At 61.7% G+C, this 24,505-nt stretch carries 22 protein-coding genes; 11 read left to right on the plus strand and 11 right to left on the minus strand.

The window, feature by feature from the left end; translation table 11 throughout:
• Positions 1-308 precede the first annotated feature (308 nt).
• The gene (locus HDE75_RS00930) at positions 309-1,028 is read left to right on the plus strand and encodes a DUF3667 domain-containing protein (protein WP_311735141.1); all 720 of its coding nucleotides are present in this window, start codon (positions 309-311) and stop codon (positions 1,026-1,028) included.
• 20 nt (positions 1,029-1,048) lie between these two features.
• On the opposite strand, the gene HDE75_RS00935 is transcribed toward HDE75_RS00930, so the two are convergent.
• The 3 genes from HDE75_RS00935 to HDE75_RS00945 form a co-directional block, all read right to left on the minus strand.
• Positions 1,049-1,783 (minus strand): iron-containing redox enzyme family protein, encoded by a 735-nt coding sequence (locus tag HDE75_RS00935; protein WP_183679132.1) that lies wholly within the window; start codon positions 1,781-1,783, stop codon positions 1,049-1,051.
• Positions 1,784-2,168: 385 nt separating this feature from the next.
• Positions 2,169-2,822, minus strand: a complete 654-nt coding sequence (locus HDE75_RS00940; protein ID WP_183679134.1) for an NADPH-dependent F420 reductase — start codon at positions 2,820-2,822, stop codon at positions 2,169-2,171.
• Entirely contained in the window at positions 2,819-3,796 is a 978-nt protein-coding gene (locus tag HDE75_RS00945) for an SDR family NAD(P)-dependent oxidoreductase (protein ID WP_183679136.1), read from the minus strand. The genes HDE75_RS00940 and HDE75_RS00945 overlap by 4 nt, the downstream gene beginning before the upstream one ends.
• A 187-nt stretch (positions 3,797-3,983) precedes the next feature.
• Between HDE75_RS00945 and HDE75_RS00950 the strand changes: the two genes are divergently transcribed.
• A complete protein-coding gene (locus HDE75_RS00950) occupies positions 3,984-4,574 on the plus strand; it encodes a TetR/AcrR family transcriptional regulator (RefSeq protein ID WP_183679138.1) in 591 nt (196 codons plus the stop codon).
• Positions 4,575-4,620: 46 nt separating this feature from the next.
• Here the strand turns inward: HDE75_RS00950 and HDE75_RS00955 are convergent, their stop codons facing one another.
• Positions 4,621-4,821 (minus strand): DUF1737 domain-containing protein, encoded by a 201-nt coding sequence (locus HDE75_RS00955; RefSeq protein ID WP_183679140.1) that lies wholly within the window; start codon positions 4,819-4,821, stop codon positions 4,621-4,623.
• Positions 4,822-5,042: 221 nt separating this feature from the next.
• Here HDE75_RS00955 and HDE75_RS00960 point away from each other — a divergent pair, with 221 nt between their 5' ends.
• Entirely contained in the window at positions 5,043-6,920 is a 1,878-nt protein-coding gene (locus HDE75_RS00960) for a DUF3300 domain-containing protein (protein ID WP_183679142.1), read from the plus strand.
• Between the two features lie 57 nt (positions 6,921-6,977).
• Here the strand turns inward: HDE75_RS00960 and HDE75_RS00965 are convergent, their stop codons facing one another.
• Positions 6,978-9,416, minus strand: a complete 2,439-nt coding sequence (locus HDE75_RS00965; protein WP_183679144.1) for a membrane-bound PQQ-dependent dehydrogenase, glucose/quinate/shikimate family — start codon at positions 9,414-9,416, stop codon at positions 6,978-6,980.
• A 337-nt stretch (positions 9,417-9,753) separates the two neighbouring features.
• On the opposite strand from HDE75_RS00965, the gene HDE75_RS00970 reads away from it, so the two are divergent.
• The 3 genes from HDE75_RS00970 (at position 9,754) to HDE75_RS00980 (ending at position 13,727) form a co-directional block, all read left to right on the plus strand.
• A complete protein-coding gene (locus tag HDE75_RS00970; RefSeq protein ID WP_183679146.1) occupies positions 9,754-10,257 on the plus strand; it encodes a sigma-70 family RNA polymerase sigma factor in 504 nt (167 codons plus the stop codon).
• A complete protein-coding gene (locus HDE75_RS00975) occupies positions 10,254-11,186 on the plus strand; it encodes a FecR domain-containing protein (RefSeq protein ID WP_183679148.1) in 933 nt (310 codons plus the stop codon). The genes HDE75_RS00970 and HDE75_RS00975 overlap by 4 nt, the downstream gene beginning before the upstream one ends.
• Before the next feature lie 105 nt (positions 11,187-11,291).
• Positions 11,292-13,727 (plus strand): TonB-dependent siderophore receptor, encoded by a 2,436-nt coding sequence (locus tag HDE75_RS00980; protein WP_260174202.1) that lies wholly within the window; start codon positions 11,292-11,294, stop codon positions 13,725-13,727.
• 10 nt (positions 13,728-13,737) lie between these two features.
• Here HDE75_RS00980 and HDE75_RS00985 read toward each other — a convergent pair whose 3' ends face one another.
• From HDE75_RS00985 to alkB, 3 genes are all read right to left on the minus strand, one after another.
• Entirely contained in the window at positions 13,738-14,733 is a 996-nt protein-coding gene (locus HDE75_RS00985) for an NAD-dependent epimerase/dehydratase family protein (RefSeq protein ID WP_183679150.1), read from the minus strand.
• Positions 14,730-15,284: a TetR/AcrR family transcriptional regulator gene (locus HDE75_RS00990; RefSeq protein ID WP_183679152.1), complete on the minus strand. Its 555-nt coding sequence runs from the start codon at positions 15,282-15,284 to the stop codon at positions 14,730-14,732. The genes HDE75_RS00985 and HDE75_RS00990 overlap by 4 nt, the downstream gene beginning before the upstream one ends.
• Before the next feature lie 75 nt (positions 15,285-15,359).
• Entirely contained in the window at positions 15,360-16,022 is a 663-nt protein-coding gene (gene alkB, locus HDE75_RS00995) for a DNA oxidative demethylase AlkB (RefSeq protein ID WP_183679154.1), read from the minus strand.
• Between the two features lie 77 nt (positions 16,023-16,099).
• Between alkB and HDE75_RS01000 the strand changes: the two genes are divergently transcribed.
• Positions 16,100-16,582: a heme-degrading domain-containing protein gene (locus HDE75_RS01000; RefSeq protein WP_183679156.1), complete on the plus strand. Its 483-nt coding sequence runs from the start codon at positions 16,100-16,102 to the stop codon at positions 16,580-16,582.
• On the plus strand, positions 16,579-17,037 hold the full coding sequence (locus tag HDE75_RS01005) for an acyl-CoA thioesterase (protein ID WP_183679158.1): 459 nt from the start codon (positions 16,579-16,581) through the stop codon (positions 17,035-17,037). Before HDE75_RS01000 ends, HDE75_RS01005 begins: the two co-directional genes overlap by 4 nt.
• Here HDE75_RS01005 and HDE75_RS01010 read toward each other — a convergent pair.
• A complete protein-coding gene (locus HDE75_RS01010; protein ID WP_183679160.1) occupies positions 17,015-17,926 on the minus strand; it encodes a LysR family transcriptional regulator in 912 nt (303 codons plus the stop codon). The two genes, HDE75_RS01005 and HDE75_RS01010, sit on opposite strands and share 23 nt — an antisense overlap.
• A 119-nt stretch (positions 17,927-18,045) precedes the next feature.
• Here HDE75_RS01010 and HDE75_RS01015 point away from each other — a divergent pair, with 119 nt between their 5' ends.
• Complete coding sequence (locus HDE75_RS01015; RefSeq protein ID WP_183679162.1) at positions 18,046-18,903, plus strand: NmrA family NAD(P)-binding protein; 858 nt, start codon at positions 18,046-18,048, stop codon at positions 18,901-18,903.
• Here HDE75_RS01015 and HDE75_RS01020 read toward each other — a convergent pair.
• Complete coding sequence (locus tag HDE75_RS01020; RefSeq protein WP_183679164.1) at positions 18,900-19,598, minus strand: YoaK family protein; 699 nt, start codon at positions 19,596-19,598, stop codon at positions 18,900-18,902. The two genes, HDE75_RS01015 and HDE75_RS01020, sit on opposite strands and share 4 nt — an antisense overlap.
• A gap of 171 nt (positions 19,599-19,769) precedes the next feature.
• Between HDE75_RS01020 and HDE75_RS01025 the strand changes: the two genes are divergently transcribed.
• On the plus strand, positions 19,770-21,134 hold the full coding sequence (locus HDE75_RS01025; RefSeq protein WP_183679166.1) for an amino acid permease: 1,365 nt from the start codon (positions 19,770-19,772) through the stop codon (positions 21,132-21,134).
• Between the two features lie 57 nt (positions 21,135-21,191).
• On the opposite strand, the gene HDE75_RS01030 is transcribed toward HDE75_RS01025, so the two are convergent.
• On the minus strand, positions 21,192-22,766 hold the full coding sequence (locus tag HDE75_RS01030; RefSeq protein WP_183679168.1) for a hypothetical protein: 1,575 nt from the start codon (positions 22,764-22,766) through the stop codon (positions 21,192-21,194).
• A gap of 333 nt (positions 22,767-23,099) precedes the next feature.
• Between HDE75_RS01030 and HDE75_RS01035 the strand changes: the two genes are divergently transcribed.
• The gene (locus HDE75_RS01035; RefSeq protein ID WP_300759076.1) at positions 23,100-24,491 is read left to right on the plus strand and encodes an amino acid permease; all 1,392 of its coding nucleotides are present in this window, start codon (positions 23,100-23,102) and stop codon (positions 24,489-24,491) included.
• The last annotated feature ends 14 nt before the right edge of the window (positions 24,492-24,505 follow it).

A 24,505-nucleotide genomic window follows, 5' to 3' on the forward strand; every position in this document is an offset into this window, starting at 1 on the left:
TATGGGATGAAATCTGCCTGGCAGCCTGTGTTGGCTGTCGTGTATCTTTAAAGCAACTAACTTATAAAAGATAATGTCCTTTTATTATTTTTTCGTTCATCATATGCCTCGGTCTCGCCTGCATGATTTACTTACGGATGTAGAAAGAAATTATCTTGAAAACAGTTGCTTCTCACTCCAGCCCGGCCAGCAGCTGCCATAACTGCAGTACTGCGGTCGATGGAAATTTCTGCAGCGCCTGCGGCCAGACGACTACCCTGCACGTGCCCAGTGCGCGTGAATTCGTGCACGAATTTATTGCGCATTATGTGGCGCTGGAAGGCAAGCTCTGGCGCACTCTGGCCCTGCTGCTATTCCGTCCCGGTGCGCTCAGCAAGGAATACATTGCGGGCCGCCGCGTACGCTATGTGGAGCCGCTGCGTATCTATTTAACGTTCAGTATCCTGTTGTTTGCCATCCTGAGGTTCGGTAGCGGCGACCTGGTGCACGTCAACAATTCGGAACAGGTACACCTCACTACTCAGGCCGTCGAGCAGACAGGACAGCCAGGAGAAGAAAAACAAATCCATCTGCGTTACAGCATGCTCGGCCAGTTTCCCGTCCTATCCAGCCAGTGGCAGCGCTTTGAACAACTGTCTGGCGCCGAACAAAAGCGGCTCGCGATAGAAAGTTTTTTCCACTATGCACCGTACGGCATGTTTTGCCTTATGCCGATATTCGCCCTGTACCTGAAGATACTTTACCTCGGCAGCGGGCGGCGCTATGGCGAACATTTCCTGTTTGCCCTGCATACGAATGCTTTCGCCTTCATCATGATGGCCCTGATAGTCATTATGCCGGGACTATTTTTCCGCATGGCGCTGGGCTGCTGGCTATTAGCCTATCTGCCATGGGCCATGTGGCGTGTGTATGCTGGTAACAAATTCGGCACTGCCGTCCGATGGCTGCTGTTAATGACAAGCTACAGCATCACGCTGAGCATCGCAGCGCTGGCCAGCGTTGCGACGGGCGTGATGCTCAGCCATTAATCGTTGAATGGCGCCTCGGGTTAGAGGCAGCAGTCCAGGCTAGCCTTGAAGTAAGAGAAGCTGGTCAGGATGCTGTTGCGCACGCCATCGACCTCCTCCTTGCTCGGCTCATGTCCCAGCAAGGTGGCGACGATGTCTAGTGCTTCCCAGGGATGGGCGTCGTCGTAATGGGCATGCAGTTGCAGCCAGCGCATGGCTTTTTTCCGTGATCCTTCAGGAAAGCTTTGCTCATAATCCGGCTTGCTGCACACCAGGGTCGCCCAGTCGCCCGTCACGCCTTCGATGGCGTAATTGGTGGCGGCCATGGCGGACGCCAGCGCGTGGGAGCTGCTGCTGCTCCAGCACCAGTGGCTCAGTGCAAAAGCGGCAGGCGGGCCTTCGGCGCGCAGCAACTTGCTTTTCGAGACATCATGCATGCCTGCCCAGTCGACCCAGTAATCGGCATGATTCTGCTCGACACGGATATTGCGCGTCAGATAGCGGCGCGCCATATCTTCCCCTTCCGAACGGCCAAAACGCGCCTTGAGCAAATTCATCGCCATATACTGCGGGAATTGCTCGACCACTGGCCAGCCGTTGACAAAGAATGCCGCGAACTCGCGCGCGCCCAGCTTGGCGTCGCGCATGCCGGTGAAGACTTGATGTCCAGCCACCAGCGCCCGTGCAGACGCTGTCTCGGTCAATACCTGCTGCAACCAGACTGGATAGCTTTCGGCTTCCTTCAAGGCACCACGCCTCTTGAATTCACTGCTCATTCCCAGCTCCTCTCGTTCATGGCAAGCCTTTCCCCCAAGGATTGCCTGGTTAAAACATGCCGCTACACGGTACTCATGGGAGCGCAACGCATGCCTGCATCATCAAAAAGCAGCGAGCGCCATGGCAAGAATGGACGGGCAAAGACGCCCCTGCCGGCAGAACGCCGAGGCCCCGCAACACGCAAACAAGACAAGCGGACTCGGCAGGTAAAAATACTAGCAGCGCCCAAGGGGCCACACACTATCGAAAAGTCACGACAGGGGAATTAAAGGAGGATAGGAGAGGATGCGTGATAATTAAAGAAGGATGGAAGAGGAAAGAACAGCCACCTTCCCCTTGCCGATTGCAATCAAGCAAGGTTAATGCCGTATCATCGTCGATGGGTCACGCAGGGATGGACTTACGCGCCCGGGCAAGGTTGACCAGCAGTTCGGCACGCGTCTGGTGCGCATGGGCCATCCACGCGGGCTGGCCGGGACCGCTGCGCCATGACGCACTGAGCGGGCTGTTGTCAGCAGTGTCGAAGCCGAACTGATCGTACAGTCGCGTCACGAGCGCCACGGCCTCGGGAAAATCGCTGGAAACAGACAGCGCATGGCGGTCAGGGCTGCCAGCCGGACTGGCCGACAGGAAGAGACGGGGCGCCTGGATGTGGGTGAATGCCTGGGCCACCTTAGCGCCAGGAAGCTGCTCCTGGCGCAGTTCATGAACAGTCTTCCCACCCGACTCGATCACGGCAAAATGGCCATCGCGCCAGGCCATGTAGTTGTTTGTGTCGAGCACGATCTTGCCCGCCAGCTGTTCCACAGGCATATCGTTGACCAGCTTGAGCGGGACGGCCACGATGACGAAGTCCCCCGCCTCGGCAGCGCCAGCGGCGGTCGCGGCGCGCGCTGAGGGGCCAAGCTCTTCAATGAGATCCTTCAAGGTTGCGGGCTCTCGTGAATTGGCGATCACGACCTGGTAGCCGCTCGCGATCGCCGCGCGTGCGATCTGGCTGCCGACCTCGCCCCCTCCGATGATGCCGATGACGGTCATGAATCACTTCCTTTCATGCCCAACATTTCCTCGCTTTTCACCCAAAGCTGGCGCGCTTTGCCAGCGTCGAGCGCATATGATTTGACGCCGTCGGCAAACGGGTTGGGCGTATCATCGATCGCCGCAACCGCACAATCTTCGAGATAGCGCCCGCCGATGTCGTCTTTGTCCGCCACGACAGCGGCCCAGACCGAGGTTGCTGCAGCCTGCGGCATGTCTTTCAGCTCTGCGGGTGCAAGACCTGCCGCAGCGCGCGCCTGGCGGACGTTGTCCAGCAAGCCCTGCAAGCTTTCCTGTGAAAGATGGCGCGTAAGAGCCGTGAAACTATTGCCTGGCATCACAGACGCTGCCCGGATGCCGGGATGGCGATGCCGCTGATCGAATTCCACTGCAAACAGTGCAACCGCCGTTTTCGATCGGCCATAGGCAAGCCATGGGTCGTAAGCCTGTTGTTCAAAATTCGGATCATCGAGATCGACATCGGCAATGCGATGCGCCTGGGACGACAGCAGCACCAGGCGTCCCTCGTCGGCCAGCAGCGGCGCGATGCGATTGATCAAAGCAAAATGCCCAAGGTAATTGATGCCAAACTGAAGCTCAAAGCCGTCAGCTGTCCGGCCAAACGGCGTTGCCATCACGCCGGCGTTGGCGATCACGGCATTGAAGGGGCGCCCGTCTTCCAATAATTGCTCTGCGCATTTGCGCACGCTGTGCAAGGATGCCAGGTTGAGTGCGATGCACTCCAGTCCGCCTCCTGCCTGCGCTGCAGCCTCACGTAGCGGTGCGGCCGCCGCCTCTAGCCTGGCGAGGTCTGTGCCAGTGGCAACGACGCGGGCGCCGTGGGCAAGCAGTGCGCGGGCAGTCTCGAATCCGATGCCGGACGATGCCCCTGTAATGAAAAATCGCCTGCCCTTGAGATCAACACCGGCCAGTACTTCGTCGGCACTTGTTCCGGAACCAAATTTTGAGTTCATTCATTTTTCCTTTGGTGAAAAATAGTATGGCGAACGCCACTGATGCCGCCACTTGGACACAGATGAGCGCTTCTTCTTCGCTCGGCATTAAATCATAATGATCATTACATTAACGGATGTTATGGAATTTGACAGCTGACGTCAAGCGATTTAATATCGCTCGTTATGAAAAAAGAGAGGTAATTGAATGGGCCGTCAACGCGAATTCGACGTCGATCAGGCACTGGACGCGGCACTGTGCGTGTTCTGGCGTAAGGGCTATGAGGGTGCGTCCTACACTGACCTGACGCAGGCGACGGGCGTGGAACGTCCCGCGCTCTACTCTGCGTTTGGTAACAAGGAAGCCTTGTTTCGGCGTGCACTTGAGCGCTATTACGAGCACTATATGGATTTCATCCCTGAGGCGCTGGGCAAACCGACCTCGTATGAGGTCGTCGCACACATACTGCGCGGGGCGGTCGAACTCAATACCCGCTACCCGGATCGCACGGGATGTCTCGGCATCCACGGCGCCCTGGCTGGTTCGGACGATGCCGAACCCATCCGGCGCGCCCTGATCGATGCGCGGGCCAGCGGAGAAGCCTTGCTGCGCGAGCGCTTCGAGCGGGCAAAACAGGAGGGCGACTTACGGCAGACCGCCAACTGTGTGGCGCTGGCGGCATTCGTGTGCGCGGTGCTGCACGGCATGGCGGTGCAGGCCAAAGCCGGTTTCAGCCGCGACATACTGGAGGCAGTTGTCGACCAGGCTTTGTCGACTTGGCCCTCGAAGACTGGCTAATCCGATCCGGACCAGGCAAAAACTCATGCATCAATGCTCGTGGCGGCTACCCGATAGACTCATCGTCCATCGCAGGCCAGACCAGGGCTTGCGCCACGATCACGTTTTGCCCATTAAACGTCAGCGAGGGCGAGCCATAAAGCACATACCCTAGCGCAAGCGCCTCGCTGACGCGACGGCAAAACTTTGCATCGTCAGGCCCGGTTAACACGCGATAGATAGGCAAATCGTCTGGTGGTGTTTTCATTGTTTTCTTTCGCTTGTTGAAACGGCTGTTTCTGGCCGAGGACGCTACCGCCTTAGTCTGCGCTGCCGCATGGCTAGACGGTCTCGCCATCATAAGGCATCGCCGCGCCTATCGGGACAGTCTGTTAAACATGCAAGATTCTGTAACGCACTGTAGGCTTTCCAGATTGCCATGCTAACTTGTAAGCACTGTCAATTACCTTGATGTGATGGAGTGGAAAAATGGCTAACAATAAAAAAACATCGTTGTTACTGGGTGCTTCCGTTTGCGTTGCCTTGTTGTCGCTTGCCGCTTGCGACAAAAAAAACGATGCCGCCGCCCCCGCTGCTGCGCCGCAGGCTGCTCCTGCCTATATTCCTCCCACCGCCGATCAGCTTTACCAGCTGGTCGGGCCGATTGCCCTGTTCCCGGACAAGCTGGTGGCGCAAGTGCTGGCAGCTTCAAGCTATCCCGACCAGGTCACCGCCGCCGACAATTGGCTGGCACAAAACAAGAACTTGAAAGGCCAGCCACTGCAGGATGCCGCCAATCAACAGCCCTGGGATGTCAGCGTCAAGGGCTTGACCCAATTCCCTGGCGTACTGGACCAGATGGCGCACAATATCCCATGGACTTCGGCACTGGGCGACGCTTATGTCAACGACCCCACCGATGTCATGAATGCGATCCAGGTGATGCGCCAGCGGGCTGCCGCCAGCGGTAATCTGAAGAGCAACAAACAGCAGCATATCGCCAGGGCGCCGCGCGTGCAGGCAGCGCCGCCGCCCGGCTATGCGCCACCGCCCAACGAGCCGGCCTACTACACCGGCCCTGAAATGGTGCCGCCACCGCCAGAAACCATCGTGATTGAACCGGCCGATTCGGATGTCGTCTACGTGCCGGCCTACAATCCGGCCGTCGTCTACGGCCAGCCTATGCCGGTCTATCCCGGCTATTCCTACGCACCGCCACCGGCCTACTATCCGCCTGGTGAAGTCGTCACGGCAGGGGTACTGACCTTCGGCCTGGGGATCGCCGTCGGCGCCTTGATCGAAACGCACCACTGGGGCTGGAATTCCTGGGGCATGCACTGGGGTGGCGGTGGTGGGGGCGGCAACTGGAATGGCGGCGGCCCGAACGGCTGGCATCGGCCGGCGGTGGTGTACAACAACAATACCTATGTGTCGCGCTCCACCACGATTGTCAATCGCGTCACTAACAACTACAACAACACTGTCATCAACAATACTACGCGTAATCATTTCGCTGGTCCGAACCTTGCTCAACCGGGCGCAGGCGCCGCTAATTTCAACGCGGTCCGCCCCAATTTTGCTGCGCCAGGCAATCCGCAGCCTTTGCATCCGGGTCCGAATGGCGGGTCGTTTGCAGCCATGCCCAGAGGCAATCACGGACCAGCAGACTTCAGCAACATGACGCGGCCGAATTTTGCTGCGCCAGGCAGTCTGCAACAACCACATCCGGGTTCGGTTGGCGCGTCGTTTGCAGCAACACCAGGGAGCAATCACGGACCAGCGGACTTCAGCAATATGACGCGGCCGAATTTCAGCCGGAATTTTGCTGCCGGTGGTCCGGCAGCGGCAGCCAGCACCAATCAGCTGATGCAGCCGGGAACCATGCATGCGATGCAGAACCAGGCTCGGCCTGGCGGTGCACCGCAACACCCTGGTGCGGGCGAGCCAGGCCAGAATGGCCGGACTATGCATGAGCTGCAGCAAAATGCCTTGAACCATGGACCGGCTGCGCAGCACAACCCTGAGGGTGTACGGCCACAGCCTAACCTGAACCAGCATGCCTTCGGCGGCAATCGGCAAACGGCAACGTTCCAGCCGCAGCCACAGCAACAGCAACAGCCAGCCTCAGCGCCGCAACATGTGCAGGACCGGCCGCATCAGCAATTCGACAGGCCTGGCGGCGGCCAGCAATTCCATCAGGAAATGCACCGGCCTGCCCCGGAGCTACACCGTGAGCAAGCGGCAGCGCGGGTAGAACCACGGCCGGAAACGCGGCCACAAGCACAGCACCAGCCGCAAGCTCATCCGCAGCAAGAGCACCATGAAGGTGATCATCATCCCAAAGAGCGGGAAGAAAAGCGTAACTAAGTAAGCTGCGGCACGACCAGGCTGGCCGTGCCGCAGCTTGGCTGGGAGCAAATGGAGCTACTTGCCCTTCACCGCTTCGTCAGGCAGTGCATACGCGATCAGGCTATCACCCATCTTGGTACCCAGCGAGCCGTGGCCGCCTGCCATCACGACCACGTACTGGCGGCCTGTCTTGTCGGAGATATAGCTCATCGGCGTGGCTTGGCCGCCAGCTGGCAAGCGGGCTTTCCAGACGACCTTGCCGTTGCGCACATCGTAGCCACGGATGTAATAGTCGAGCGTGCTGCTGAGGAAGGCCACGCCGCCGCCGGTGGTGCTCATGCCGCCCAGGCTGGGCACGCCCAGCGGCAACGGAATCGGCACGGGAGCGCTATCCATGGTGGTGCCGTTCTTGTGCATCCATATTTTTTTCATGGTGCGCAAATCGACGGCAGCCACATAACCCCATGGCGGCGCCTGGCAAGGGAAACCCAGCGGCGACAGGAAAGGCTTGATTTCCACGGCAAACGGCGTCCCCGTTTGCGGCTGCAAGCCCATTTCCGTGCCGGAACCGCCCTTCACGTCCGCCTGGTCGCGCGGCACCAGCCGCTCCAGGAAACCCATATAGTCAGGGTTCACGATCAAGAGCTGGCGCACCGGATCGACGGTCGCCCCGCCCCACTCGAAGATGCCCAGCGGGCCCGGCGAAATGATGGCGCCCTTGATCTTGCCGCTAGCCGCCGTCTGCGGCGTGAACGGACCTTCATAACGATGCGAGCGGAAGGTGATGCGGCAAGCCAGCTGGTCGAAAGGCGTGGTGCCCCACATATCCGTCTCGCTGATGTGTTTTTCAGGCAAGAAGGTCAGCTCGGAAAATGGCTGGGTGGGCGACAGCCGGTCGCCGGCGGATGGATTGGTATTGGGCACCGGTTTTTCCGGCGCCGGCACTACCAGGCTGCCATCGCGGCGGTCGATCACATAGATATCACCGCGCTTGGTGGTGGCCACCACGGAAGGCACCTTGCCTTTCGGCGTGTCGATATCGACCAGGGTCGGCTGGCCGCCGATATCCATGTCCCAGATATCGTGGTGCACGGTCTGATACACCCAGCGCACCTTGCCGGTCGCCAGGTCCAGCGCGACGATGGCGCTATTGTATTTCTCGCCGTGCGGATTGCGGTTGCCACCCCAGGTATCGGGCGTTTCATTGCCCATCGGCACGTACACCATGCCCAGCTTTTCATCGATGCTCGACACGCCCCAGGAATTGGGCGAGTTATTGGTATAGGTCTTGCCATCGGCAATCGGTTCGGTGTCATCGGGATTGGAAGCGTCCCAGTTCCACACCAGCTTGCCGGTGACGGGGTCGTAGCCACGGATCACGCCCGATGGCTCGTCGGTAGAATCGTTGTCCGTCACGCTGGCGGCCATCACCACCATCTTTTGCGACACGGCCGGCGGCGAGGTCGGCATCAAGAAGCCCCGCTTCTTCATGCCCATGCCGTGGTACAAGCCAATCACGCCATTTTCGCCAAAGCTCTTGCACGACTCGCCCGTATCGGCATTGACGGCGATCAGCGTGGCATCCATGGTGGGCGCCAGAATGCGGCGCGGGCATTCCATCGTTGCCGCTTCGGGCGCCGGATCATTCTTGGCGCGGCCCGCGTTGACGTCCCAATATGCCACGCCACGGCAAATCATGTGCTGGTAGCTTTTTGCATCGCGGTTGATCTTCGGATCGTGGCGCCACACTTCCTTGCCCGAGTCCGGGTCCAGCGCAATGACGATATTGTGCGGCGTGCACAGGTAGAGCAAGCCGTTGACCTTCAGCGGCGTGACTTCATTGGCGATTTCGCCAGGGTCGTTCGGGCCCTTGAAGTCGCCCGTGTGATACACCCAGGCCTGTTTCAGCTGCGACGCATTGGCTGGTGTGATCTGGCTGGCCGGCGAATAACGGTCGCCATAGCCGGAACGGCCATACGCTGCCCAGTCGTTATGCGCCACGCCCGGTGCAAAATCGCCTTGCGGCGCGGCGGCCATGTTTTCATCGGGCACGTTGCCGTGCAAGGTGTAGTAATCCTGGAACAGGGAAAATATGCCCACTGCCAGGGTTGCGCCGACGGCGGCCAGCAAGGCGGTCTTGCCCGCTTCGCGCTTTTTCGTATAACTGGGGTCCGGCGTGCCCAGGCGCCGGTCGACGAAGGGCAGCAACAGCCAGATGGCGGCGGCGAACCAGATATCGAGGCGCGGCAACAATTGCCACCAGTCGAACTTGACTTCGACCACGGACCACACCAGGGTGGCAAACAGCAGGAAGGCCAGGAAAGCCTGCGCGCTGCGACTGCCCTTGAGCACCAGCGCGCCCGCGATCAGCAAGCCTACGCCGGCCAGTACGTAATACCAGGAACCGCCGAGATAAACGAGCCAGGCCCCGCCACCGGCTAGCGCCAGTCCCAACAGGATGAAAACAACGCCGGTAATGAGCAACAACGGTCCCGGCCGGGAGGTAGTAGTCATGATGCTCCTTCGCGATAAGAGTTCGGCGGCGCGCGTGGCGCCGGACTGGCGAGAACTGCTGCCAACTAGTCAATTGCATTTTTTCACCAATTCACGAATCGCGGCACACGGCTGGATACTTGTTTTTAGACTACCGTTCTGGGCACCGTAATAGCACAACGATCGGATTCGCATCCGCAGCATCCGTGCTGCCAGCCCGGATAAAAACGCACTTCCCGACTGCGATTTGCCATCCCGCCCGCGTGGTGATACGGCCACAAGCTTCACAGCAGCCTTGCCATGCCGGTAAGCATTTCACTATAATTGAGAATAATTCTCATTTATATAGTCCTGATCCATGTCCGCTGCAGCGCCTTCACCCCAGTCCATCGCCACCCTGTATAGCGACCATCACGGCTGGCTGCAGGGCTGGCTGCGCCGCAAGCTTGGCGATGCCAGCCAGGCGGCGGACCTGGCGCACGACACCTATGTGCGCTTGCTGCAGTCGCGGCGCAGCGCAGCGCTCGGCGAACAGCCGCGCGCCTTTCTGACGCATATCGCCAAGGGCTTGCTGGTCGACCACTGGCGCCGGCAAGAAGTGGAACGGGCCTACCTCGATACCATAGCCCTGCTGCCCGAGGCGCTGGCCCCCTCGCCGGAAACGCGGCTGATGGTGCTGGAAACGCTGGTCCGCATCGACGCCATGCTGTGCTCCCTGCCGGAGCAGACGTGTGAAATTTTCCTGATGGCGCAGCTCGACGAACTGACTTACCAGCAGATCGCCGAACGCCAGCAACTGTCGCTGGCCACCATCAAGCGCCATATGCGCAAGGGTTTCCTGGCCTGTCTGGCGGCGGCATGAGCACAGCGCCATCGATGGCGGTGCTGGCCGAAGCGGCCGACTGGCTGGTGTGCCTGCAGTCCGGAGAGGCAAGTGCGCAAGCGCGGGCCGACTTCGAGCGCTGGCGCACTGCCAGTCCCCAGCACGCAGCCGCCTGGCAGCGCGCCGAAGCCGTGCTGGGCGACTTTGCCAGTCTGCCGGCCGAGACCACGCGCCGCACCCTGTCGCGCCTGGACGCTCCACGGCGCCGTCAGGCGCTGCGCGTACTGGGGCTGATGCTGGCCGCGGCGCCAGCAGGCTGGCTGGCCTGGCGCCAGGCGCCGCTATGGACAGCTGATTTGCGCACCGCGACGGGTGAACAGAGCACGCTGGACCTGGCAGACGGCACGCGGCTGGTGCTCGATACCGCCAGCGCCGTCAAGCTGCGTCTTGCCGGGACGACGCGCCAGGTACACCTGCTGGCAGGGTCCATCCTGGTCAGCACCGGCCGTCAATCGCTGGACGTCACCACGCAGCACGGCGCCATGCGCACCCTCGATTCGCGTTTTGCCGTGCGCCTGCTGGACGCCGCTTCCAGGCTCAGCGTATTCGATGGCGCAGTGGCCATCGCGCCAGCCCACGCCGGTGGCATGTACACAGCGCAGGCGGGCGAGGAACTGGAATTCACACAGGACGCCATCGCCTCGCCGCGGCCGCTGGGCGCCAGCCTGGCCTTGTGGGACAAGGGCATGCTGGTGGCAAAAAACATGCGCCTCGATACCTTGCTGGCGGAACTGGGGCGCTACCGGTACGGTATCGTGCGCTGCGATCCGGCCATCGCCAGCCTGCGCGTGTCGGGCGCCTTTCCCGTACACGATTTCGCGCGCAGCCTGGTCCTGCTGCGCCAGACCTTGCCCGTGCAAACGAGTAGCGTAGGACCGTACTGGATCACCATCGGGCGCGCCCTTTAAAAATAATCGCCGCCGCAGTGACACTTTTTCCATGCTCGTCCGGTGTACAGGATGACAGCGCACAGGCAGCACGCGCTGTCATCCCCTATACCGTAAAGGAATCCCATGTCATTGCACCAACAAGTCCGCACCATGCCGTTGGCTATTGCCAGCATGCTGGCCATGCTGGCCGGCGCTCCCGTCCACGCCACCCCACCAGCCGCCGCCCCTGCCTCGGCGCAAAGCTATGCCATCGCCGCAGGAAAACTGGGCGACACCCTGGCCGACTATGCAGCCAGCGCCGGCGTGCCTCTGTCGTTTGACCCCGCCCAGCTGGCAGGTTTGCGCAGCGCGGGCCTGCGCGGCAGCTACACGATACAGGCGGGCTTTGCGCAACTGCTGGCCGGTAGCGGCTATGCCGCCATCGAATCCGGTAACGGCGCCTATGCGCTGCGCAAGATCGGCGTAGCCGCCCTGCCCGATGGCACGCAAACCCTGCCCGGCATCGCCGTCACGGCCAGCGCCGACAATGGCACGGTCACCGAAGGCAGCGGCTCCTATACCACGCGCAGCATGAGCACGGCCAGCAAGTTTGTGCTGTCCGCGCGCGAGACGCCGCAATCTGTCAGCGTGGTGACGCGCCAGCAAATCGACGACCGCGGCTTCCAGTCGCTCGACGACGTGGCGCTCGATGCGACGGGCATGAGCACGCGCCAGATCGGCGGCGGCGAACGCACGCAATTTTTCGCGCGCGGCTTTGAAGTAAACAACTTCATGGCCGATGGCGTGCCCATCGCCTTCGACCAGGACACCATGGGCCTGGCCAGCATGGCCATGTACGACCGGGTGGAAATCCTGCGCGGCGCTTCCGGCATCATGACGGGTACCGGCAACCCTTCTGGCACCATCAACCTGGTGCGCAAGCACCCCACCACGCAGCCGCAAGTGCTGATGAACGTCAGCGCGGGCAGCTGGAATAACTACCGGGGCGAACTCGATGCCGGTGGCCCCCTGAATCCCTCGGGCAGCGTACGCGGGCGCACCGTGCTGGCCGTGCAGGATGCCGACACCTTCAAGAAAGCCTATCGCCACGAGCGCAAGCTCGCTTACGGCACGCTCGATATCGACCTGGCGCCGGGCACCCTGCTCAGCGTGGGCGGTTATTACAGCCGTGAAGACAATCCCGGCGCAGACTGGAACGGTTTGCCGACGCGGCGCGACGGCAGCTTTTATCCGTTTGCGCGCTCGGCCCGCATGACGCCTGACTGGGCCTACTGGAACAAGCAGAACAGCAGCGTATTTGCGGAACTGGAGCACCAGCTGGGCGGCGGCTGGAGTACGCGGCTGACAGCACGTGCACTGCAAACGAAGATGGACATGCTGGGTACTTATCTGTACCCGCTGGAAGACTCTGAACTTTTCGGCCAGGGCGCAGGCGCCTACGCCTACAAGAAAACACAAGTGAGTCTGGACGCCTACGCCAGCGGCCCTTTCCAGCTATTCGGGCGCACGCACGAACTGCTGGCAGGCGCCAGCTACCGCCGTAACCGCGACAACGATGGCCCCGGCGGCTGGCCCAGCGATTACAACGTCATCGTTGATCCCCTGACCTGGAATTCGTCGACAGTGCCAAAACCGGTCATGGACTATGTCTGGTCACGCAAGGGCGCACAAAAGCAGAGCAGCGCCTACGCGACGGCCCGCTTCAGCGTCAGCGATCCTTTGACGGCCATGCTGGGGGCGCGCATCGACAGCTACGACTACAGCATGCACCTGACGGCCGGTGAATGGCATGATCATAGCGCCTATGAAGTCAGGCACAAGGTAACGCCGTACGCGGGCCTGGTGTACGCCATCGATGGCGCCCACTCCGCCTACGCCAGCTGGTCGGGCGTGTTCCAGCCGCAGAATTACCAGGATGCGGGCGGCGCCCTGCTCGATCCACTGACAGGCACAAATGCAGAAGCCGGCATCAAGGGCGAATACTTTGGCGGCGCCCTGACGGCCAGCACGGCGCTATTCCAGATCAATCAGAAAAACCTGCCATTGCAACTGCCGCAGTCGCAATGCCGGCCAGAGGTCGCCGCCTGCTATCTGCAAACGGGCGAAGTGCGCAGCCGGGGCGCGGAATTCGAACTGGCTGGCGCGCTGGCGCCAGACTGGCAAGTGATGGCCGGCTATACCTACAACACCGCCATCTATCTGCACGATTCGGACGCCGGCAAGGCTGGTACGCGCTACGACATGCTCACGCCACGCCATCTGCTGAAACTGTCGACCAGCTACCGTCTGCCGGGCGCCTTCCAGCAGTGGAAACTAGGCGGCTCCCTGCGCACGCGCAGCGATATGCGCTATCCCGTGGGCGACGTCACGGTGCGCCAGGGCGGCTACACGGTGCTCGACCTGATGGCGTCGTACCAGGCCAGTCCCCGTCTGTCGTTCCAGCTCAATGTCTACAATGTGTTCGACAAATACTACTACCAGGCCATCGGCAGCACGCAGGACAACAACCACTTCGGCGCACCCGTCAACGCACTGCTGTCGGCGAAAATGGCGTTCTAAATAGCTGGCCTCAGCCTGGCGCGACCAGTTCGGCCAGCCCTACACTGCGCGGCATGACGGGCTGGTAACCCAGATGGGTGCGCGCCTTGCTGATGTCGAGCGTGACTTCGACCGACATGGTGGCCAACTGCTGGCGCGTCACCGGTGGCGTGAAACGCCCGCCGCTGAGCGTAGCCAGCATATCGCCCATGCTGGCAATCGCGTGCACCAGCCAGCGCGGCACGCTTTTCTCAGGCGCCACGATACCCTGCGTGGCCAGCAATGCCGTGATGAAGCGGCGGAATTCTGTCGGTTCACCATCGCTGAAAAAATACGCTTCACCGCTGCGGCCACGTTCCAGGGCCAGCGCAATGCCGGTGCAGGCGTTGACGATATGCGTGGTCGAGGTCAGATAGCGCCCGCCATCGAGCCAGGCCATCTTGCCGGCTGCGGCGGCCGCCGTCAGTTGCGGCAACGCCGTGGTGTCGTCGCGCCCCCACAGGAAACGGGGACGCGCGGCAACCACGCTAAAACCCGGTGCTGCCAGCGCCAGGGCGATGCGTTCAGCCTCGCCCTTGGTGCGTGTATAGGCGCCGGCAGGATGGTCGGGAAACGGCATGTCTTCGCGTGCATTCACCAGCGGACCGCCATCGAGCAGCACCGATTCGCTGCTGATAAACACTGCCCTGGCGATGCCGGCCGCGCGGGCCGAAGCAAATACATGGCGTGTGCCATCGAGATTGGTGCGCCGCTGGGCCGCCGTGGCATAACCGTGATTCGTGTCGGCGGCGGCGTGGATCAACGCCTGGCAACCTGCCATGCCCTCGTCCAGCGGGTCAAGCAAATCGCCCGCAAACGGCACGGCGCCCAGGGCACTGACTACGGTGGCGGCGCGCTCGCTGCGCACCAGTGCCACCACGGTAGCGCCCTGCGCCACGAAATGGCGGATCAGGTTGCGGCCCAGATAACCGCTGCCGCCCGTCAGGAACAGGCGCAACTCTTCCCTGTTGAAATCAGCGTGTGTCATGCTGGCTCCATATCGACCAGCCAGCCAATCTCGCGCAGGATGCGGCTGCGCTCTTCCTGCGGCCAGCTGTGGTAATCGAGCGCTTCGAGCAGCTTCAGTCCCTCCAGCGCCAGATAAGCCAGCAAGGCGCCACGCGGCTGGGCCGAGCTGGCCAGGATTTGCGCAATCATCGCTTGCTGGTTGGCTTGCAAGGTGGCGCGCAACTGCGCATCCTGGGCCATGGCAGCGCACAGATTCATGGCGACCGGCTTGAATTGTTCGGGCATGGGCAAGGCCGCAGCGGCAATGCGTCCGCGTATGGCCGCACTGTCCACCGCGCCCAGGCTGGCCGTAGCTGCCTGGTTGAAGGCGTTGTCGCGGGCCACGGCCCGGTCGACCACGGCGGCGATCAGCGCCTGCTTGGATTTATAGTCATACAGCACGCTGGCCTTGCTGATGCCAGCCTGCACCGCTACTGCGTCCAAGGTCAGCCGCGCCGCACCATCGCGCGCCACCACCACTTCGGCGGCATCGAGTATCTGTTCCTGATCAATCACGCGCTTGCGTCCCATTATTGCTCCAATTTATTTCCGACCGGACGGATATTAATTGTTGCGAAGGATCGCGTCAAGTAACGTTGCACAAGCTCAACGCGCCTTGCGGAACGTCAGATTGATGCGCTGCGCGCCCAGCAGCGCATGCTGACCGTCCTTCAGCGGCGCCACGCCGTGGTAGCGCAAACGGTCGGCCCCGCCCCACACCACCACGTCGCCATGGAATAGCGCGATGCGGGCCGCCTTGTCGGCACGGGCCGCGCCGCCGAACAGAAAGGTGGCCGGCAAGCCCAGGGAGACGGAAACGATGGGCGCGGCAAAATCGCTTTCATCCTTGTCCTGGTGCAGCGCCATGCGCGCGCCTGGTGCGTAGCGGTTGATCAGGCAGGCGTCGGGCACGAAGCCGGGAAAACCGGCAGCCTGCGCCGCTTCCCTGGCCAGTTCCTGGAAAACAGCGGGCATGGCCGGCCACGGCAAACCGCTGGCCGGGTCTTGCCGCGCATAGCGGTAGCCGCGGCTATCCGTGACCCAGCCCAAGGGCCCGCAATTGCTCATGGCGACCGACATGCGCAAGCCGCCAGGCGTGGCCATATGGCGCAGCGGCGCAGCCTTTAACACATCATCGATGGCCGCCAGCAGGCTGCTAATCTGCGGCAGCGCAAAGCCGCGCAGCAGGGTGGCGCCCGTGGCGCCGGGCACCAAAGGCTGCGGCCCGCTGGGCGGCAGATCGTCATCGTCGAACAGGCAGAAATTCATAAGCGCCATTGTAGCGTGGGCAGGGCCGCCGCTTTAGGCTACAGTATCGCTTTTACCGACCACTTCAGATAATGGCAATGGATAACTACGCGGATTTACTGGCCACCCTGGCGCAGCAGGAAGAGACCCTGCAATTTACCCACTTCGACAACGACACGGCGCTGGCCGTGGGCTTGTGGATCGTCGAGGAAGTGCGCCGGCGCGGCAAGGCTGTCGTCGTCAATATCACGAGGAATAGCCAGGTGCTTTTCCACTACGCCATGCCGGGCACCACGCCGGACCAGGCCGACTGGATACGCCGCAAGAACAATACCGTCAACCGCTACTGCCGCAGCTCCTATTACATGGGCATTTATTATAAAAACCGGGGCGCCGCGTTCGAAGACGTGAAATACCTGGATGACGTGGAATTTGCGGGCCACGGCGGCGCATTTCCCCTGCTGATACGCGGCGTGGGCCTGGTAGGCACGGTCAGCGTATCGGGACTTGCCCAGGCAGACGACCATGCGCTGATCGTCGCCGCACTGCAGGCGCAACTGGCGGCACAGGGGCAAGCTTGAACTGGGACTATCCGCACCCGTACACCCTGTGTGTGACGCCGCAGCCAGACGATATCGACGGCTTGCAGCACACGAACAACGCCGTCTATGTGCGCTGGTGCGAGCATATCGGTTGGCACCACTCGGCGGCGCTGGGACTGGATCTCGATGATTACCGCCGCTTGGACCGCGCCATGGCGATACGCCGCGGTGAATACGACTACCTGCTGCCCACGCGTGCCGGCGAGACCCTGACCCTGGCCACCTGGCTGAGCGCCAGCGATGGCAAGCTGACCATGGAGCGGCGCTTCCAGCTGATACGCAACAGCGACGGCTCGACAGTCGTGCGTGGACGCTGGGAACTGGTGTGCATCGAACTGAGCAGCGGCCGCGCGCGCCGCATGCCGCCGGAATTCCTGGCCGTGTACGAGCCGGCGATTGTCGCCGGCACACTCAAGGCGCCAGCAGCGCCATGACAAAATCGAGGAAGGCGCGCGTCTTGGCCGGCGGATGGTGGCGCGACGGATGCAGCGCATACAGCGGAAAATGCTCGTCGGGCCAGTCGGCAAACAGTTCGACCAGCTTGCCCTCTTCCAGCAGCGCTTCGCTGCCCAGCAGCATGATCTGCGCCACGCCATAACCGGCCAGGCAGGCGCTGAGCAAGGTGCCCGCATCGTTCAGCAGCAAGCGCCCCGGCGTATCGATGGTGATGCGTTTGCGCTTGCGGTGAAATTCCCAGGGAAACGGCCGGCCCGTTACCGGATCGCGGAAATCGATCAATTCATGGCCGCCACTGGCCAGTTCCTGCGGTGAAAACGGCCGCCCTTTGCGCTGCAGATAGGCCGGGGACGCCACCGTCAGCACCCGCGTTTCCAGCAGCTTGCGGGCTACCAGGCTCGATTCCCGGGGCGGGCCAAAGCGCAGCGCCAGATCGATGCCATCGCCCACCATGTCGCCCAGCTGGTCGCGCGTGATCAGTTCCAGCTGCAATTGCGGGTGGGCCGCCATGAAGGCTTCCAGCTGCGGCCCCAGCACCAGGCGCGAAAAGAAGGGGTCGACATTCACGCGCAGGCGTCCGCGTACGGCCGTGGCGCTGCCCGAGGCGGTGGCTGCCGCCTCTTCCAGCCCCGCGATCAAGGGCGTGACCTGGGCGTGAAAGCGCCGGCCCTCGTCCGTCAGCGAGATCTTGCGGGTGGTGCGGTCGAACAGCCGTATGCCCAGCTTGCCCTCCAGCCGGGCAAGTGCGCGGCTCACGCCAGGCGGCGACATGCCCAGCTGATCGCCAGCGGCAGCCAGGCTGCCTGCATCGACGATCGCCACAAACACGCCCATGCCATTCAACAGGCGTTCATCAAAGCCCCGCATCAGCATCTCCTATTAGTGCGCTTCTGTTATGAATCTAATGCCATCCATGTTATCGCGAAATGACCAGGCCTGCCGCACAATGGCTGCACATTCACAACGTCTAGCAAAGGAAAACAATCATGTACGCCATTACAGGAATCACCGGAAAAGTCGGCGGCACCGTCGCCCGCAGCTTGCTGGCCGCAGGTTTGCCCGTACGCGCCGTGCTGCGCGATGCGGCCAAGGCCGCACCATGGAAGGCAGCCGGCTGCGAGATCGCCATCGCCGGCATGGACAATGCACAGGCGCTGACGCAGGCGTTTACAGGTGCACAAGCCGTATTCGTGCTGCTGCCGCCCACCTTCGATCCATCGCCCGACTTTGCCGAATCGCGCGCCGTCATCACCGCCCTCGATACGGCCCTGCGCGCCGCCCGGCCCCAGCGCGTGGTGGTCCTGTCCACCGTGGGCGCCCAGGCTACCGAGCGCAACCTGCTGACGCAATTAAGCAATATGGAAAAGACGCTGGGCGAGCTGCCCATGCCTGTCACCTTTTTGCGCGCCGGCTGGTTCATGGAAAACAGCGTCTGGGATATTCCTGGCGCGCGCAGCGAAGGCCGCATCGACAGCATGCTGCAGCCAACCTCGCGCCGCATTCCCATGGTCGCCACGCGTGACGTGGGCACCACGGCAGCAAGCCTGCTGCAGCAGACATGGCAAGGCAAGCGCGTGGTCGAACTGGAAGGCCCGCAGACCGTGTCGCCAGACGATATCGCCGCCACCCTGGGCCGATTGATAGGCCGCGAGGTGACGGCAAGAGCCGTGCCGCGCGACAGCTGGGAAGCGCGCCTGCACGCCCAGAGCATGCTCAATCCCACCCCGCGCATGCGCATGGTCGACGGTTTTAACGAAGGCTGGATCTGCTTTGAGCACAGCACCGTCAAGGGCCAGATCGGGCTGGAAACGGTGCTGCAGGAACTGCTGCAACAGCAAGTCTAAACAGCTGTAGCGTTGCTGCGCGCCGGCTCCATGGCAATCAGTACGGCCAAGATGACCAGCGGGACGGCCAGCGCGGCAAAACCCAACGCCAGGTAGGCAAAGGCAGCGATACCGGCCCCTGCCGCAAAACCCAGCAAGGGCCACAGGCACTTGACGCAGCGCGCGCGCGTGGTGGCATCGCCCGCGCCGCGCAGCACGTCGACCGTGTCGATCACCAGTTGCGTCACATTCCCCGTCATCATGGATGTCGGCGCCAGATGTGATAATTGCAAGCGGCTGATCGCGCTGTGCGCACCCATGGCCGTCGCGCCGAACAGGCCGGCCGCCATCGCCAGCGCATCGGCTTGCGTCATCTCGGTCAAAGGGCCAGCCTGCATGCCACATACCATGCAGCCGGCCAGCAGCACCCATTCCATCAGCAGCGCCAGGCGCAAGGCGCCACCGCCGCGCCGTTCCGCCGCCACCGTCAGCAGGCGCGCGGCCGCCACACCCAGTATAAAAGCGGGGAAAGCCAGCAGTTTCAAGGCAATCGAGCCATGGGCATCCTTGGCCAGGATGGCGCCGATCAGCACGAAGTTGCCCGTCACATGGGCTGTGAACAGGCCAAACAGGGCCACGAAACCCAGGGTGTCGACATAGCCAGCCAAAAAGCCCAGGCCTATCCCTTGCACATGGCTGCGCTGTGCTGCATTCATCGAGTTCTCCTTGATTCCAGAAGTAAGCGCCTAAGCGCGCCCTGCAGGCAAATCATACAGGGAGTAGGAATGGATACAACACACCGCAGTGCAACATGCATTTCCCTGCTGCTTTCCACGCTCTTGCATTAGAATCACTGGCCTTACCACCGCGAATCAGGACAAAACTATATGACGGCAGCCGGGATTACTGAACACAATGAGCTCAAGCGGGGATTAAAAAGCCGCCATATCCAGCTCATCGCGCTGGGCGGCGCCATCGGCACCGGCCTTTTTCTCGGCATCGCGCAAACCATCAAGATGGCCGGCCCTTCCGTGCTGCTCGGCTATGGCATCGCCGGCGTGATCGCCTTTCTGATCATGCGCCAGCTGGGCGAGATGGTGGTCGATGAACCGGTGGCCGGTTCCTTCAGCTACTTTGCCGACAAATACTGCGGCCACTTGCCAGGATTTCTCTCTGGCTGGAATTACTGGGTGCTGTATGTCCTGGTCAGCATGGCCGAACTGACGGCCGTCGGCATCTACGTGCAGTACTGGTGGCCGGACGTGCCGACCTGGGTCTCGGCGCTGGCCTTCTTTGGCTTCATCAACGCCATCAGCCTGCTGAACGTGAAAGCGTTTGGCGAGATGGAATTCTGGTTCGCCATTATCAAAGTGGTGGCCATTATCGGCATGATCATCTTCGGCGCCTGGCTGCTGGCCTCGGGCGACGCCGGCCCACAGGCAAGCGTCGCCAATCTGTGGCAGCACGGCGGCTTTTTTCCGAATGGCTGGCAAGGCCTGGTGATGGCCATGGCCGTGATCATGTTTTCGTTTGGCGGCCTGGAACTGGTGGGCATCACAGCCGCCGAAGCCGATGACCCCAGCACCTCGATTCCGCGCGCCACCAACCAGGCCATCTACCGCATCCTGATCTTTTACATCGGCGCGCTGGGCATCCTGCTGTCGCTGTATCCATGGCAAAACGTGGTCACGGGCGGCAGTCCCTTTGTGCTGATCTTCCATGCGCTCGACAGCAACCTGGTGGCCACCGCCCTGAACGTGGTGGTGCTGACGGCCGCGCTGTCCGTCTACAACAGCGGCGTGTACTGCAACACGCGCATGCTGTTCGGCCTCGCCAAGCAAGGCAATGCGCCGCGCGCGCTGCTGAAAGTGAACCGCCGCGGCGTGCCGCTGGTGGCGCTGGGGGTGTCGGCGCTGGCGACGGGCGCCTGCGTGGTGGTCAATTATCTGATGCCCGGTGAAGCGTTTGAAGTGCTGATGGGACTGGTGGTATCGGCCCTGATCATCAACTGGGCCATGATCAGCTGGATCCATCTGCGCTTCCGCGCGCAGAAAAAACGCGAAGGCAAGAGCACCGCGTTCCAGAGCCTGGGCTACCCGTTCACCAACTACCTGTGCCTGGCCTTTTTGGCCGGCATCCTGGTGATCATGTATCTGACGCCGGGCCTGCGCATTTCCGTCTATCTGATCCCCGTGTGGCTGGCGGCGCTGGGCCTCGGTTACTGGATCAAGCAGAGCAAGCGCGTGAACTGATGCCAAGCTGACGCACATACAAAACGGCCCGTCTTCGCCAGAAGCCGGGCCGTTTTTTTACATGGTGATCACTTGTCCAGGATAAGACTGCAACAGCACATCGTCGCCCAGGCTCAGTAATGCCTGCTGGCGCCGCTGCTCTTTCTGCTCGTCGTTCAGGCCCACTTCACCGGTCCTGTACGGTCCCAGTATCGGCATCAGGTCGCGCTGCACGTGGCCGCCACCGGGCGTGGTCTTGTCCGACTCCAGCTTGCCCAGGAAATACTTCAGTACCTGCGCCGACTGGCTGGACGTCTGGTCCAGGCTGGCCCGCACCAGCTTGCCATCCTTGTAGCCTACCTGCGCCACGCTGCTGGCCGTATCCTCGATCTGGTGAAAGGTGTAGTTCTGCGATGCCGAATCGGTGGTCAGGTTCAACGGCACATTCGGCACCAGCGACTGGTGGTAGCTGGCGCTCAGCTTCGAGGTCTGCTCCTGGCGGATCGAGCGGTTGTCCTGGTTGCCGGACAAGCTGGTGTTTTGTGCCACCTCATAATTAAAAGTGTCCTTTTCCGCAGAGCGCATCGGATTGCTGTAGGCCACCGTTTGCGATACCGAGGCGCTGAAGTCCGCCAGCCCCGTCAGGATGGACTTGTCGCCGGGCGACAGCCGCCATTTGCTCTCCGACGATGCGGATGCGGAATCGGTCTGCGGCGCGCTGGTATTACTGTGCAATGCGCTGAAGGCATCCTTGAACATGCCCATCAGATTGGCGTCGCCATGGCCGCGCGTGGCCGCCTGGTCAAACTGCTTCATATAGCTGGCCATGGCCTTGGCTTGCTGGCTCTTGCCGCCCAACGCCACTGCCTTGCTGGGATCCACTTTCACGTCCACATTACCGGCCGCACCACTGAAGCTGACCTTTCTTTGCGTGGCATCCGCCTGGAAATCGAGCGTCTGGACGCCTTCCTGGCCGCCCCGCAGCTTGACCTGGGCGTGCAGGTTCACGGAAGACAGCACGGTCTGGTCATACTGCATCAAACCGCTCAGGTTGAGCTTGGGCGTGCTCTGCGTCATGCCGTCGATGGCTTTCTGGAAGGCGTCCGACAAGCCCGCCAGCGCGCGCGATTCTTCATCGCTGAGCTCACCACTGCTCGTCATCTGCACCGCCAGGCCATCGCCCTGGCTATCGAGCGACAGTTTGACTTCCACGCCGCTCCTGGTCGTGATGCTGAGGGTCATCTGGTCTTCGCCATTGCCATGCAAGCCGCCTGCTGGAATCGCCGTGATTCCAGCATACGTGGCGCCCTGCACGCGCGGCGGCGATTGCTGCGCCGATTGCGAATAATTCGTCACCCCCGCCTGAAACTGGCTCATCAGCGCAGCGCCCAGGCCACTGAAACGTCCCGCGCTGCCATACGCACTCATGTTTTTCGACAGTACCAGGCTGACGGCGTCACCCGGTGCACGTTCCCACGACGGTGGCGACGGCACCATCACAGGGCCGTCAGCATCCTTGCTGAGCGCTACGATGGTCGATGGCGAGGCAGCCGGGGATGAGGAAGCCGATGAGGCGTCCGTCCGGTTCGCGCTGGAAGCCGTGCCCAGCGTGGGCGTGGCATTCCAGCTGGAGAGTGCGGAGATCGAGGTCATCGCCCTGCCTTTCCAATAAGGTAATTTTTCATGAATAAGATATGTGCCACTTTAATTTTTTAACAACAAATACCCGGCAAGCAGGCATTCTGTTCCCTTGTCAGCTATTACGGCAGGGAATCCAAAAGCATGAGCTTGCTACGTCAAAATCGTGGTGATTCATGACACTTTTCATGTTTGACACCACGCTACGTGACATACCGTATCGCGCCAGCCACAGATTTACTTCTAGAATGACGGCGGCCTGGGCTAGAATCAGGCAGCGCCGCACAGCCCACAAGGCAGGATCGAAGACGCATAAAACTACAACAGCAGCAGGAATCAGGAGAGACAGTGAGCTTATTTAGAACCAAGAATTTGGATGACATGATTGCCCACAGCAAGAAACCGGGTGGGCTGGCGAAAGTACTGGGGCCGTTTGACCTGGTCTTGATGGGCATAGGCGCGATCGTCGGCACGGGTATTTTCGTGCTGACGGGCACTGGCGCGCTGACGGCCGGCCCCGCGCTGTCGCTGTCGTTTGTGGTGGCTGCCGTAGCCTGCTGCTTTGCAGCGCTGTGCTATGCGGAATTCGCTTCCACCGTGCCGGTGGCCGGCTCCATCTATACCTACACCTATGCCACCATGGGCGAACTGGCCGCCTGGATGATAGGCTGGGACTTGCTGCTCGAATACGGCCTGGCGGCGGCCGCCGTCTGTGTAGGCTGGTCCGGCTACTTCCAGTCGTTGCTGGCCAGCATCGGCATCATCCTGCCGGTCGAGCTGACGGCCGCGCCTGGCGCGCTACCCGGCGTGACGACCTGGATCAACCTGCCGGCACTGTGCATCATGCTGGCCCTGACGGCCATGCTGGGCTGGGGCGTGCGCGAATCGGCCCGTCTGAACAACATCATGGTGGCGATCAAGATCGGCGTGGTACTGCTGTTCATCATCTTCGGCGCGCGCCATGTGCAGCCCGCCAACTGGCAGCCTTACATGCCGTTCGGCTACCACGGCATGCTGAGCGCCGCGGCGCTGGTGTTCTTTGCCTTCATCGGTTTCGACGCCGTCACCTCGGCCGCCGAAGAAGTCAAAAAGCCGTCGCGCGACTTGCCGATCGGCATTATCGGCTCGCTGGCCGTGTGCGCCGTGCTGTATGTGATCGTGTCGGCCATCATGACCGGCATCGTGCCTTACCAAAAATTCCTCGGCGTCGACCATCCTGTCTCCTTGGCGCTGCAATATGCCGGTGAAAACTGGATCGCCCGCTTCGTCGACCTGGGCGCCATCCTGGGCATGACCACCGTGATCCTGGTAATGGCTTTCGGCCAGACCCGCATCATCTTCGCCATGTCGCGCGACGGCTTGCTGCCACAGCGCCTGTCGACCGTGCACCCGCGCTTTCGCACGCCATTCTTCGCCACCTGGATGGTGGGCATCGTGTTCGGCCTGATCGCCGCCGTGATCCCGCTCAACATCCTTGCAGAACTGATCAACATCGGCACCCTCGCCGCCTTCACCCTGGTCGCCATCGCCGTGCTGGTGCTGCGCAAGAAACGCCCCGACCTGCCACGCGCCTTCCGCTGCCCTGGCGTGCCAGTGATTCCCATCCTGGCCGTGCTGTTCTGCGTCATGCTGATGAGCTACCTGAGTCTGGTCACCTGGATCGCCTTCAGCGTCTGGCTGCTGATCGGCCTGGTGATCTACTTCGGCTATGCGCGCAAGCGTTCGCTGCTGCATAAGTAATTGACCTGCACTAC

It is taken from the genome of Janthinobacterium silvisoli, assembly GCF_014200725.1.
Taxonomy (GTDB): Bacteria; Pseudomonadota; Gammaproteobacteria; order Burkholderiales; family Burkholderiaceae_D; genus Janthinobacterium.

Bases quoted from the DNA above. Each gene is read 5' to 3' on its own strand.
- HDE75_RS00935 (WP_183679132.1), bottom strand. From the start codon at position 1,783: ATGAGCAGTGAATTCAAGAGGCGTGGTGCCTTGAAGGAAGCCGAAAGC.
- HDE75_RS00940 (WP_183679134.1), bottom strand. From the start codon at position 2,822: ATGACCGTCATCGGCATCATCGGAGGGGGCGAGGTCGGCAGCCAGATC.
- HDE75_RS00945 (WP_183679136.1), bottom strand. From the start codon at position 3,796: ATGAACTCAAAATTTGGTTCCGGAACAAGTGCCGACGAAGTACTGGCC.
- HDE75_RS00950 (WP_183679138.1), top strand. From the start codon at position 3,984: ATGGGCCGTCAACGCGAATTCGACGTCGATCAGGCACTGGACGCGGCA.
- HDE75_RS00955 (WP_183679140.1), bottom strand. From the start codon at position 4,821: ATGAAAACACCACCAGACGATTTGCCTATCTATCGCGTGTTAACCGGG.
- HDE75_RS00960 (WP_183679142.1), top strand. From the start codon at position 5,043: ATGGCTAACAATAAAAAAACATCGTTGTTACTGGGTGCTTCCGTTTGC.
- HDE75_RS00965 (WP_183679144.1), bottom strand. From the start codon at position 9,416: ATGACTACTACCTCCCGGCCGGGACCGTTGTTGCTCATTACCGGCGTT.
- HDE75_RS00970 (WP_183679146.1), top strand. From the start codon at position 9,754: ATGTCCGCTGCAGCGCCTTCACCCCAGTCCATCGCCACCCTGTATAGC.
- HDE75_RS00975 (WP_183679148.1), top strand. From the start codon at position 10,254: ATGAGCACAGCGCCATCGATGGCGGTGCTGGCCGAAGCGGCCGACTGG.
- HDE75_RS00980 (WP_260174202.1), top strand. From the start codon at position 11,292: ATGTCATTGCACCAACAAGTCCGCACCATGCCGTTGGCTATTGCCAGC.
- HDE75_RS00985 (WP_183679150.1), bottom strand. From the start codon at position 14,733: ATGACACACGCTGATTTCAACAGGGAAGAGTTGCGCCTGTTCCTGACG.
- HDE75_RS00990 (WP_183679152.1), bottom strand. From the start codon at position 15,284: ATGGGACGCAAGCGCGTGATTGATCAGGAACAGATACTCGATGCCGCC.
- alkB (WP_183679154.1), bottom strand. From the start codon at position 16,022: ATGAATTTCTGCCTGTTCGACGATGACGATCTGCCGCCCAGCGGGCCG.
- HDE75_RS01000 (WP_183679156.1), top strand. From the start codon at position 16,100: ATGGATAACTACGCGGATTTACTGGCCACCCTGGCGCAGCAGGAAGAG.
- HDE75_RS01010 (WP_183679160.1), bottom strand. From the start codon at position 17,926: ATGCGGGGCTTTGATGAACGCCTGTTGAATGGCATGGGCGTGTTTGTG.
- HDE75_RS01015 (WP_183679162.1), top strand. From the start codon at position 18,046: ATGTACGCCATTACAGGAATCACCGGAAAAGTCGGCGGCACCGTCGCC.
- HDE75_RS01020 (WP_183679164.1), bottom strand. From the start codon at position 19,598: ATGAATGCAGCACAGCGCAGCCATGTGCAAGGGATAGGCCTGGGCTTT.
- HDE75_RS01025 (WP_183679166.1), top strand. From the start codon at position 19,770: ATGACGGCAGCCGGGATTACTGAACACAATGAGCTCAAGCGGGGATTA.
- HDE75_RS01030 (WP_183679168.1), bottom strand. From the start codon at position 22,766: ATGACCTCGATCTCCGCACTCTCCAGCTGGAATGCCACGCCCACGCTG.